11 protein-coding genes are annotated in these 11255 nt (G+C 72.0%); 6 read left to right on the plus strand and 5 right to left on the minus strand.

The window, feature by feature from the left end; genetic code table 11:
- Positions 1-34: 34 nt before the first annotated feature.
- From AB0F68_RS28075 to AB0F68_RS28085, 3 genes are all read right to left on the minus strand, one after another.
- A complete protein-coding gene (locus tag AB0F68_RS28075) occupies positions 35-2170 on the minus strand; it encodes a ThuA domain-containing protein (RefSeq protein ID WP_357343597.1) in 2136 nt (711 codons plus the stop codon).
- Between the two features lie 269 nt (positions 2171-2439).
- Entirely contained in the window at positions 2440-4545 is a 2106-nt protein-coding gene (locus AB0F68_RS28080) for a PQQ-dependent sugar dehydrogenase (RefSeq protein ID WP_357343599.1), read from the minus strand.
- 38 nt (positions 4546-4583) lie between these two features.
- Entirely contained in the window at positions 4584-5534 is a 951-nt protein-coding gene (locus AB0F68_RS28085; RefSeq protein ID WP_357343601.1) for a LamG-like jellyroll fold domain-containing protein, read from the minus strand.
- Between the two features lie 223 nt (positions 5535-5757).
- Between AB0F68_RS28085 and AB0F68_RS28090 the strand changes: the two genes are divergently transcribed.
- The 3 genes from AB0F68_RS28090 to AB0F68_RS28100 are packed head-to-tail and all read left to right on the plus strand — an operon-like array spanning position 5758 to position 7412.
- A complete protein-coding gene (locus AB0F68_RS28090) occupies positions 5758-6798 on the plus strand; it encodes a LacI family DNA-binding transcriptional regulator (protein WP_357343602.1) in 1041 nt (346 codons plus the stop codon).
- 45 nt (positions 6799-6843) lie between these two features.
- On the plus strand, positions 6844-7167 hold the full coding sequence (locus AB0F68_RS28095) for a DUF4326 domain-containing protein (RefSeq protein WP_357343604.1): 324 nt from the start codon (positions 6844-6846) through the stop codon (positions 7165-7167).
- Complete coding sequence (locus tag AB0F68_RS28100; RefSeq protein WP_357343606.1) at positions 7164-7412, plus strand: hypothetical protein; 249 nt, start codon at positions 7164-7166, stop codon at positions 7410-7412. Before AB0F68_RS28095 ends, AB0F68_RS28100 begins: the two co-directional genes overlap by 4 nt.
- Positions 7413-7445: 33 nt before the next feature.
- On the opposite strand, the gene AB0F68_RS28105 is transcribed toward AB0F68_RS28100, so the two are convergent.
- Positions 7446-7976 (minus strand): GNAT family N-acetyltransferase, encoded by a 531-nt coding sequence (locus AB0F68_RS28105; protein WP_357343608.1) that lies wholly within the window; start codon positions 7974-7976, stop codon positions 7446-7448.
- Positions 7977-8098: 122 nt separating this feature from the next.
- Between AB0F68_RS28105 and AB0F68_RS28110 the strand changes: the two genes are divergently transcribed.
- Positions 8099-8986, plus strand: coding sequence for an alpha/beta hydrolase (locus AB0F68_RS28110; RefSeq protein WP_357343610.1), 888 nt, complete (start codon positions 8099-8101; stop codon positions 8984-8986).
- A gap of 19 nt (positions 8987-9005) precedes the next feature.
- On the opposite strand, the gene AB0F68_RS28115 is transcribed toward AB0F68_RS28110, so the two are convergent.
- Positions 9006-9314: a TraR/DksA family transcriptional regulator gene (locus tag AB0F68_RS28115; protein ID WP_357343612.1), complete on the minus strand. Its 309-nt coding sequence runs from the start codon at positions 9312-9314 to the stop codon at positions 9006-9008.
- 441 nt (positions 9315-9755) lie between these two features.
- On the opposite strand from AB0F68_RS28115, the gene AB0F68_RS28120 reads away from it, so the two are divergent.
- A complete protein-coding gene (locus AB0F68_RS28120) occupies positions 9756-10814 on the plus strand; it encodes a S8 family serine peptidase (RefSeq protein ID WP_357343614.1) in 1059 nt (352 codons plus the stop codon).
- A 214-nt stretch (positions 10815-11028) separates the two neighbouring features.
- Positions 11029-11255: transposase (locus tag AB0F68_RS28125; protein WP_357343616.1), on the plus strand; the 227-nt coding region annotated here is incomplete at its 3' end.

An 11255-nucleotide genomic window follows, 5' to 3' on the forward strand; every position in this document is an offset into this window, starting at 1 on the left:
CGCCGGCCCGCAGGGACCGGCCGCAACGCAGGGGTCAGAACGATTTCAACGACAACATCCAGTCCCGCAGCTGGCGGGCCTGACGGTCGAGCTCGGCACGCGCCGCCTCGTTGCCGGCGGCGGGAGTGCCGGCGATCGCGATGATCCGGTTGAGGGACGTAGTCGCGGCCTGGTAATCCTGGCCCAGGTAGGCGGCCTGGGCGTCGTCGAGCAGCGCGGAGGCGGCCGCGGCCGACTCTGCGTCCAGAGCACCGGCGACAGCGTCGCCGCTGATCAGCGTCCGGGTCTGCCGGAAGGTCGAGCAGTTCGCCTCGGTCTGCCCGGCCGTCCAGTGGATACCGCTCAGCAGGATCCGCGTGAACGGGTCGCGGTAGTACTGCGCGCGGTCGTGGCCAAGAATGAGCGAGAACTCGCGTCCGCCGTCGTACTCCTGGCACCATGCGATCGGGTGGTCCCCGTTCATCAGGCGCAGCGGGTTGGTCGCGGCGTTCCCGCTGTTGAGGCTCCGCTGGTACGACGACTCGTCGAGGCTCAGCAGCGTGTGCACCTCGGAGCGCGGGTTGTGGTCGAAGTTGTACAGCTCGTCGATGGTGAGCCAGGTCTTCGGCAGGTGCGCGACGGCGGAGTTCGTGGGGTCTTCGGTGTTGACCCGCACGTTGATGCAGCTACCGCAGGTACCTTCGCCGTTCTGGCCGCCGGGGTGGTTGGTAAACCATGCTCCGACCAAATCGCGGTACCAGGGCACGTTGTGGATCGCGTCCGACGCCCCGTGCAGCCCGACGTACCCGCCACCGGCCTGGATGTAAGCCTTGAAGGCGGCCAGCTCGCTGGCATTGAGCGCGTCCGCGTCCGGCGCGCTGTTGGGGTTCGTCCCGTCCACCGGCGAGGAGAAGATGATGGTCTTGTACTTCGCCAGGTCGGCGGCGGAGGTGAACGGCGTGCTCGGCAGCGACGCCGGGGCGAGCCTCGGATCCCAGATGTCGACGTCGAAGCCGTACTGCTCGCCCAACCGCTCGAGGAGCAGGGCAGTGTCCGGGATGTGGTCGTGGCGGAAACCCTTGGTGGCCGAGAAGTACAGCACCCGGAAGCTGGCGCCGGGGAAGTTCGTCGACGCCGCGAGCGGCGTGGCCGCCGGGATCGGGTTCGGTCCCGCGGTCGGCGTGACGGTCATGCCGGTGGTCGGGGCCTCCGGCAGCGAGTTGGTGACCTGCTGCTTCAGGTAGCGTGCGTCACCGACCAGCGTGTCCCGCAAGGCGCCCGGTTCCGTCACTCGCTGCGCGGTGGCGACGAACTGGTTGAGGGCGCTTACCGCCCGGTTGGTGTCGCCCGCGTCCGCCAGGCTAGCCGCCTCCGCCAACGCGGCGCGCAGGCTCTCCCCGGCGGCGGCGCTGATCGCGTCGCTGGTGACGAAGTCGGCGATGAGGGCGTCGAGATCGGCGAAGGACGTGGTCACCACGAAGGCCTGATCGAAGCGTGCCGCGTTGCCGGCCGCGTCGCTGGCCACGACGCTGATCGTGTGCCCACCGGTGGTCAGCGTGGAGGTGGCGACGGGCAGTGGGGTGACCTCGGTACCGTCGATCCACATGCGGTGGATGAAGACGCCGCCGGAGCCGGGAGCGGGGTCGGTCCGGGTCGGAATCAGCGTCGCGGTGTGTCCGGCGCGCCCGTCGACGATGCCGGGCCAGCTGACCACCGGTGCGACGGTGTCGACGCGGATGGTGATGGTGCGGACAGCCTCGGCCGAGCCGTCGCCGCCGATGGCCCGGTACCCGACGGCGGTGGTGCCCTGCTGGGTGATCTGGACCGAGCCGGTCAGGCTGGCGGGGTACGGGGCGGCCGCGGACGCCGCAGTCTGGAACGGGGCCGAGTTCCCGAGTCGGTACTCCAGGCGCTGGACACCGTTGACCGCGTCGGTCGCGGACAGGTTCACGGTGACCGGGCCCCGGTAGAAGCCGTTGGTGCCGGTGGGGGCCGTCGGGGTGAGGACGGCCGGTGCGCTGGTGGGCGCGGCCCATGCCGGGGTGCCGACGGCGAGCGAGCCCGCGGACAGGGATGCCGCCGGTAGGACGGCGGCGACGAGGCAGCGCAGCAGACGTCGGCGGGTGTCTGTGCCTGCTCGGCGGGAGGGGCGCGGGCTCAGGGTTCTCGCGACCGGAGGTTGGCTGGGCATGTGGTTCCTTTCCAGTTCCAGCGCGGAAGTGGAGGCGGATCTCGACGAGCCAGGTAGCCGGGAGCAAGCGCATGGACGCGGGGTGCTCTCGGCGAGAGACTATCGTCGACCACAGCAGAAAGATAGATAGATGATTAGGAAACTTTTGCCTCGGATCGTCAAAAGTCCGGGGCGCAGGGTTCCGAAATTCAAGCAGAACAGCCAACATCCCTCGAACGCCGCGGGGGGCGGCGGGCATCGTGCCCGTCGCCCCCCACGCTGGTAGTACGTCAGGCCGCTGGCGTGCCCGTCACGGTGAACAGACGGGTACGGCCGATGTTGTCGAACGAGCCGAAGCCGACCCGACCGGAGGTGAAGGTGGTGTCCTTCGCGGTCAGCAGCGGATCCCGGTGCCCGTCGACGTAGACGGCGATCTCACCGGTGGCGGGCAGGTGCACGACCCGCACCTTGTGCCAGTCCGCGTCGCTGATCGCCGGGTTGGCGCCCCGGGAGCGCCCGTTCCACTGGTGGTCGATCCGTTCCCGGTCGGCGTTGTTGACCTTGAAGATGCCGTTGTGCGGGTAGATCGTGTTGTCGGTGGACAGGTGTGCGTAGTAGTACTGCGTGTCCGACTGCCAGCCGAACACGATGATCACGTCCCGGTTGGTGACCTCGACCGGCGTGTCGAGGCGTACCCGGGCGTCGATCTGGACCGACGAGAAGGCCGGGCCCTTGTTGAGGATGGCGTACTCGAACGGTCGGCGCGGGCCGGGGCGGCTCACGCCGGCCTCGGCGAGGATCACCTGGTCGCCCTCGAACTGCCACTTCGACGGGGTGACCGGCGTCCAGTTCTCCGCGCCCCCGGTGTGGACCACCTTGGTCCTGCCCACGTCGCCCTCCGCCACCGTCTTCGTGCCGACCACCTTCCAGACCTTCCCGTTGGCCTTGGCGAGGATGTAGAGCTCGCCGGCGGCGTCGGTGCCGAAGCGCAGGTCGACACGGTTCGGGTCGCCGGGCGCACCCGGGCTGGACAGGTCCTGCATGCGTACCAGGTCGCCGGCGGTGGTGTACAGGGCGAACCGGTGGATCGGGGCGAGGCCTTCACCGCGGCGCATCTCGTTCGCCTCGGTGTAGAGGACCCGGCCGTCGACCAGGTCGCCGAAGACGTACTTGCCGATCAGGGCGGGCACGGTGTGTCCGCGGTAGACGAACCCGCCGGCCACCGCGACGCCGACGTCGGAGGTGCAGTTCCAGCCCGCGGCCGGGTCGTGGTCGTAGGCGGCCACCGGGTAGGTGTAGCCGTACTTCGCGTCGTCGGCCGGCAGCGGGTAGAGCTTGTCGCAGGGGTTGGTGGCGGTCTTGTCGAAGACCCAGTTGCCCTCGCGCTCGCTCCAGCCGAAGTTGTCACCGGCCCGGACCTCGTAGATCGACTCGATGGCGTGCTCGCCGATGTGGCCCAGGTACATCCGGCCGGTGGCCGTGTCCCAGCTGAACCGGTGCGGGTCGCGGAAGCCGACCGCGTAGATCTCACCGAGTGCGCCGGCCCGCCCGACGAACGGGTTGTCGGCCGGAATCCCGTACCGGCCGTTGGGCGCGTTGGTGCCGCGCGGGTCGATGCGCAGCAGCTTGCCGTGCGGCAGGCCCATGTTCTGCGGGTCGCCGTTGCGGGCGCCCTGGCCGCCGTCGCCGACGGCGAGGTAGAGCATCCCGTAGTCGGGGTCGTGCGGCTTCGCGGTCGGGTTGAAGTTGATCTCCTGGACGCCGTGGATCTGACCGCCGAAGCCGATCCGCAGCACCTCCCGGTGGCTGCCGGCGAACGTGTCGGCGGCCGGGTCGGTGGCCGTCCACTCGCTGATCACGGCCTGGTAGATGGTGTTCGGCTGGGCGTAGTCCGGCGTCCGGGTGGCGAGGGACGCCTGCTCGGTGTGGATGGTGTAGAAGCGGCCGTTGCGCCCGAAGTCCGGGTGGAAGGCGACGTACCCGAAGCCCTGGCCGAGGCCGCGGCCGGAGAAGAACTGCGGCGCGAAGGTGGCCGCCACGTCCAGGTAGACGTGCGGCGTGCCGTTCTCGACGAGGTAGAGGTTGCCGTTGAGGTCCGGCACGGCCCGGCGACCGGAGCCGTCGGGCAGCTCGCTGATCGTGTTGATCCGGGCCTTGCGCACCAGCCGCTGGTCGACCGGGGCCGGGTTCGGGGTGGACTGCGGGAAGCTCGCGTACTCCTGGAGCACCAGCCCGAGCCGCGACTGGATCTGCGACTCGGGGATCGGGTCGTAGACGGCGCCGTCGGCCCGGGCGGGCGCGGCGACCAGGGTGGACAGGACGAGGGTGGCGGCAGTGACCCCGGCGGTGAGCGCGGCTCTGCGGAGCCTGCCGGTGCTGCCAGCGCGAATGAACACGCGGGTTCTCCTTCTCGGTGGGACGGACCGAGGAACGGTCAGCGGGCCATGTAGCGGTACTGCTTGGCGACGTCGCTCGCCGGGATCACGCTGTCGAGGAACATGAGGCCGTCCATGCGGCAGTCGCACGGGTTGCGTTCCAGGGTGTTCTGCGGGAAGCTCCCGCCGATCTTGATGCCGCGCGGATCGGTGGCGCTGGTGACGTGCGGGCCGGGCCCGTTCAGCTGCCACGGGTCGCCGGCGGTGGTGTAGAAGCCGTCGACCGGCTCGCCGTTGCGGTAGAGCGCCATGGTGCCGGTGGTGAAGTCGTAGGTGGCGGCCAGGTGCACCCACTCCCCCTTCGGCAGCAGGGTCCGCCAGTCCTCGTTCGCGGCGAAGGTCTGCGAGGCTCCGCCGTCGACGCGGCGGCCGAGGGCGACCAGGCGCAGCTCACCGCTCACGTCGATGAGCTCCAGCAGGGCCCGCACGCCGTGCCCGTCCGAGTCGCCGGTCAGCACGCCGGCCAGGCCGATCGCGTTGAACCGGTCGGTCGGGTTGGCGGTGGTGGAGTTCAGCGCCGGGCCGTCCATCTCGCGTTTGAACCAGCCCATCACCGTGGTGCCCTCGGCACCGCGGAACGGGCGCAGCGTCCGGACGCCGCTGGACGACCAGATGCCGGCCTTCCAGTCGTCGTTGCCGGCGGCCTGCGGGTTGACCTGCCGGGTCTGCAACGCGTCGCCGCTGCCCTTGTACGCCTGGTCGGGCACCCGCATGGCCGCGCCGCCGTTGACCAGCTCGATCTCGGTGCCGGACCGGCCCAGGTCGCGCTCGAGCGTGGGATCGCCGACCACCGGGTGGTCGAAGTCGTAGAAGGCGACCAGGTGCGACCAGAGGGCCGGGTGGACGTCATGCGGTCCGGGCCGGTCGGCCCGGGCCGGGCTCGCCGCCGCGGTCAGCGCCAGCGCCAGCACGGCGGTGGCCGCGACCGCGACGCGTCGAGGTCTTCTCATGTGGAGGTGCTCCCTTCGTCGGTGCGGTGGTGCGGTGACGAAAGCGCTTACGTACCGGGCGTGAACCGGTGCTCAGGGAGTGCGAGTTTGGCGATGTGTCGGGTCAGGACGGCGGCGGTGCCGCACGTACGAAAGCGCTTACGTAAGCGCTTTCGTACCCTATGCTGTGCCCTACGCCACAGGCAAGAGCGCGGTGCGGATCAATGTCTCCCAGGAGTTACCCATGCCCCGACCCGGACCACGGTTGCGTCTCGTCGACGTGGCGGAACGCGCCGGCGTCTCGCTGGCGACCGCCTCCCGCGCCCTCGCCGGCCGGGAGGGCGTCAGCGAGGAGGTGGCCCGGCACGTCCGGCAGGTCTCCCGGGAACTCGGATACGTCGCCAACCCGTACGCCCGCACCCTCGCCGGCGGCGCCAGCTCCACCGTCGGCCTGATCGTCCACCAGATCGACGACCCGTACTTCTCCGAGATCGCCAGCGGCGTGCTCCAGGTCGCCGCCGAGGAGGGCCTGCTGGTCCAGATCGCCCACTCCGGACGCGACCCGGAGAACGAGCTACGCCAGCTTCGGCATCTCATCGCCCAGCAGGTCGGGATCATCCTCATCGCCGGGTCCGGTTACGACGACCCGCGTGTGGAGGCCGAGGCACGCGCCGAACTCGCCGGATTCCAACGGGCCGGCGGACGGGTCGCCGTCATCGGACGGCACGCCCTGGGCGTCGACGCGGTGGTACCGGACAACGAGGCCGGGGGCCGCGCCATCGGCGCCCACCTGCTGGCCCTCGGTCACCGGCGGATCGCCATCGCCGCCGGCACCCCGGGCCTGACCACCGTGGCCGACCGGCTCGCCGGGGTGACCGCCGCGCTCGCCGCGCACGGACACTCCCCTGACGACCTGGCCGTCGTCCACTCCGACTTCACCCGCGACGGCGGCCGGGTGGCCACCGAGCGGATCCTGTACCACCACCCGGAGAGCACCGCGATCATCGCGCTCAACGACGCGATGGCGATCGGCGTGCTCTCCGTGCTGCGGTCCCGGCGCATCCCGGTGCCCGAGCGGGTGTCCGTGGTCGGCTTCGACGACGTGTCGGTCGCCGCCGACCTGGCGCCCAGCCTGACCACCGTCCGGCTGCCGATGACCGACATGGGGCGGATGGCGCTGACCCTCGCGCTGAAGCCGAGGTCGGCCCGGCCGCGACGCCGGCCCACCGGTCACACGCTCGTCGTCCGCGACTCCACCGGCCCGGTACCCGCGCCCGGCGGCTGACCGTCAGACTGACGCCATGGGCGCGAACGCGAGGAGCTGAAGGCCATGGGGGCAACCACCGTCGTCAACCTCAAGGGCCACCGGGACGACCCGGCGTACGCCGACGTGGTCTACGTCGGGCGGGCCATGTCCCGCGGCGGCTGGCGGCTGCCGCAGTCCCCGCTGTCCAGCCCGTTCCGGCCGGGCCCGGACGGCACGCGCGAGGAGGTCGTCGCGAAGTACCGGGCGTACCTGCTCGGCCGGCCCGACCTGCTCGCCCTGCTGCCCGAGCTGCGCGGGCGCCGGCTCGGGTGCTGGTGCGTGCCGGAGCGCTGCCACGCCGAGGTGATCGCCGAGCTGGCCGACGCGCCCCCGGAGTCGAGAACATGATTCCCAGCCTGATCCTCCTCGGCCTCCTGCTCGGGCGTTGGTGGTGGCTGCCGTTGACGGTCGCCGCCGTCGGATGGCCCGTCCTGCTGGTCGCCACGGAGACGATGGACGTCACGCCGGGACTGGTCGCCGCGTCCGGACTGGCGTTGCTGAACGCCGGCGTCGGCGTGGCTGTCCACCAGGGCATTCTCCGGGCCGTCCGGCGGCTCCGCCCGGCGCCGGACGGACCGGCACGAGGTCGGTGAGCCGGCCGCCGGAGTGGCCGGCGACGCGTTCGGTCAACCGAGCTTCTTGCGCAGGGTCTCGAACGCCAGGTCAGGTCGCAGCGGCACGCCGAACCGTTCGTCGCCGTACGGGAACAGGCTCAGCTCGCCGGTACGGAGGTAGCCGCGGCGCTCGTACCAGGCGATCAGGTCCGCCCGCTGCGTGATCACCGTCATCCGCATCTCGCCGGCGTGCCACTGGTCCCGGGCGAACCGCTCGGCCTCCGCCAGCAGCTCCCGGCCCAGCCCGCTGCCCTGCCGCCCCGGGGAGACCGCGAACATCCCGAAGTACACGTGGTCATCGCGGTGCTCCAGCTGGCAGCAGGCGACGATCCCCGTGCCGTCCTCGGCGACCAGGACGGTGCCCTCCGGGTGCGCCACCGCCTCGGCCACCATGTCGGGGTCGGTGCGCTGCCCGCCGAGCAGGTCCGCCTCGTGGGTCCAGCCGGCCCGGCTGCGCTCCCCGCGGTACGCCGACTCGATGAGATCGACGAGGGCGGCGACGTCGGCGGGGCGGGCGGTCCGGACGGTGCGCGGGCTGGTCATCGGCGGGTCTCCACGGTCGCGATGGCGTACCGGGAGAGCGTACGCAGGCCGGCGCCCGCGCCCTCCCCGCACCCGCTGGCGAGGGACGGCCGGGAACGGTGCGGCGTGGTTGACTGCCCAGCATGGAGCTGACCGTCGGTGCGCTGGGGCTGCCCGCCACCCTGGACCTGCCGGCCGGGCCGGTCCGCAGCGGCCTGGTGGTGCTGCACGGCTCGCACGCCGACCGGCGGTCGTACTTCCTTTACGAGCATCTGGCTCGGCTGCTGCCGCCGGCCGGGATCGCGGTGCTGCGGTACGACCGACGTCCTCGGGCGGACGGTCACGACGTGCCACTGATCGCGCAGACCGACGACGCGGCGGCGGCCCTGGACCTGCTGCGCGGTCAGGTCGGCGACGTTCCGGTCGGGTTGTGGGCTTTCAGCCAGGGCGCCTGGGCGGCGGCGCTCACCGCCACCCGGCACCCGGTCGATTTCCTCGTGCTGATCGGTTGCAGCGGCGTCAGCCCCGCCGCGCAGATGCGGTACGGCACCGCCGAGCAGCTGCGCCGGCACGGGTACGGCGAGGCCGACCTCGCCGAGCTGGACCGGCTGCGCGGTGTCGCGGAGGGGTTCCTGCGCGGCGACGTGCCCCGGACGACCGCCCAGGCGGAGCTGGACGTCGCTGTGCGGCAGCCCTGGTTCCCGCTGGTGCATCTCCCCCGCGAGCTGCCCGATGCGCCGGGCAGCTGGGTCGACATGGACTTCGACCCGGAGCCGATCTTCGCGAAGGTGTCCGGCCCGGTGCTGCTCTGCTACGGCGAGACCGACGGTTGGACGCCGATCGAGCAGAGCCTGGTCGTGTGGCGGCGCGCCGCACGTGACGCGGAGCTGACCGTGGCCCGGCTGGCCGGCTGCGACCACGCGCCCACCCTCGACGGACGCGACGACCTGGCCGGCGTCAGCCCGGACTACGAGCGGGTCCTGCTGGACTGGCTCAGGCGTCGGCTGCCGGAGCGCCGGGCCGCGCGGTGACGGCCCGGCGCTCACCGGGTCAGCCGTGCTTCTGCTGGCAGGGCACGCAGAAGCGGGCGTGCGGCACGGCCTCCAGGCGTTCCACCGGGATCGCCGCGGCGCACCGCTCGCAGCGCCCGTAGCCGCCGTCGGCCATCCGGCGCAGCGCGTCGCCGATCTGCCCCAGGCTCTGCCGGGTGGCCGCGATCAGCGCGGCGCGGGTGTGGGCCTCGCCGGGGTCGCCGGTGTCCGCGGTGAGTTCGGTCAGTCGGGCGGTCTGCGCCGCGAAGTCGTCGGTCAGCGTGGCGCGCAGCCGGGTGAGCCGGTCGTCGTGCAGGTCGGTGCCCATTTCGGATCCCCTTCCAGGAAAAAGAAAAAGGGCCGAAGCCGAATGGCTTCGCCCTGGTGGCCGTACGCGGATGATCGGGATCCGGGTGGGCCACGGTCGGTGGGGATCGGGCTCGGCAGGCCGTGGATGGGCGCGACGGAGCGGGCGCCCGCCGGACGGGCGGGCACGGCCTCAGGACGCCGGCGGCGGGCAGCAGCGGGCGCCGCCGCGGTGGCGGCGGTCGCGGACTGCAGCCCGACCAGGTACATCGGCCAACCATAGGCGACCCCGCGCGGTTCGCCAACGACTTTGCCCACCCGCCTGCACGCCGGACACAGCCGTTCGGCCCGTCCCCATCACCCCGGGGTCACGCCGGCACGGCCGGGCGACCCGGCCGCTGTTGCGTTTCGCGCCCGATCCCCGATCCATAGATGAAGTGCTGTCCGTGGAAGGGGAGATCTGATGTCGTTCACCCGGTTACTGGCTGGCACCGCCGTGGTCACCGCGCTGGTGGCGGCCGCGGCGGCGCCCGCCGAGGCGGCCGTCAACGATCCGTTGTACGACAAGCAGTGGGGTCTGCGGCAGATCCACGCCGAGCAGGCCTGGGCGACCAGCACGGGGGCGGGCGTGGTCATCGCGGTGGTGGACACCGGCGTCGATCTCGGCCACCCGGATCTGGCCGGCAAGCTCGTGCCCGGCGCGACCTTCGTCGACTGCGGGACGGGCTCGTGCGGCAACGGCGACTGGCGCGGCCCGGACGGCGTACCCGATGCCAGCGACGAGCACGGCACCCACGTGGCCGGTATCGCCGCCGCGGCCACGGGCAACGGTGTCGGTGTCGCCGGCGTCGCCCGCGACGCGAAGATCATGCCGATCAAGGTGCTGGAGGCGGGCAGCGGCAGCTTCGCCGACATCGCCGCCGGCATCCGCTACGCGGCCGACCACGGTGCCAAGGTGGTCAACCTCAGCCTCGGCGCGCTGCCCGGCACCCAGGCTCTCACCCTCACCGGTCTGGAGTCCGACACGACCGCGGCGATCGCGTACGCGCAGGCGAAGGGCGTCGCCGTCATCGCCGCCGCCGGCAATGAGACCGCGCCGCTGTGCGACACCCCGGCCTGGGAGGCGGGGGCGCTCTGCGTCACCGCCACCGACCGGAACGAGCTCAAGGCGTGGTACTCGAACCTGGGTGTGAAGGCTGACCTGAAGGTCGTCGCCGCGCCCGGTGGCGCCGGCCTCGTCAACTGCGACGACGACATCTGGTCCAGCGTCCCGGTGGGCACCGGCGCGGCCACCTGTGGGCAGGGCGACTACGACGCCTACGCCGGCACGTCGATGGCCACGCCGTACGTGTCCGGGGTCGCGGCGCTGCTCGCCGCCCAGGGGCGCGGCGTGGCCGAGGTGTATTCGGTGCTGATGTCGACCGCCCGAACCCCGGTCGCCGGTCTGCGCGGCGTCTACACGCCGCTGTACGGCTGGGGCATCGTCGACGCCCAGGCCGCCGTGGCCGCGCCGCGCACCTGACGCCGCCGGAAAGTCCCGGCGGTGATCGACGCCCCGGCTCGGGCACCTGCCCGGGCCGGGGCTATTACTCCAGCCGCACTTCCGTTGACCGTGTTTGCGCAGCTAGGACCGCAGATGCGGGTCAGGCGTCAGAATACACAACCGTCCATCGTAGACTGCCGCACTTGTGGCGACAGACGATCTTTCGGGGTGGGCGGCAGGTCTGGATGACCTGATGGCGCGGATCGCTGGCCGGTTTCGGCGGGTGGAGCCACGCCGGCGAGCCCGGGCGTACGTGTTGGGCCTGCTGTCGCCGCTGGCCGGCAAGAACGGTTGGACCCTGGCCGAGGCGGCCGGGGAGAACACACCTGACGGCATGCAACGCCCGCTCAACAGGACGGCGTGGGACGCCGACGCGGTCCGCGACGACCTACGCGACTACGTCGCAGAGCACCTCGGCGA

The organism is Micromonospora sp. NPDC023966 (genome assembly GCF_040639095.1).
GTDB lineage: Bacteria > Actinomycetota > Actinomycetes > Mycobacteriales > Micromonosporaceae > Micromonospora.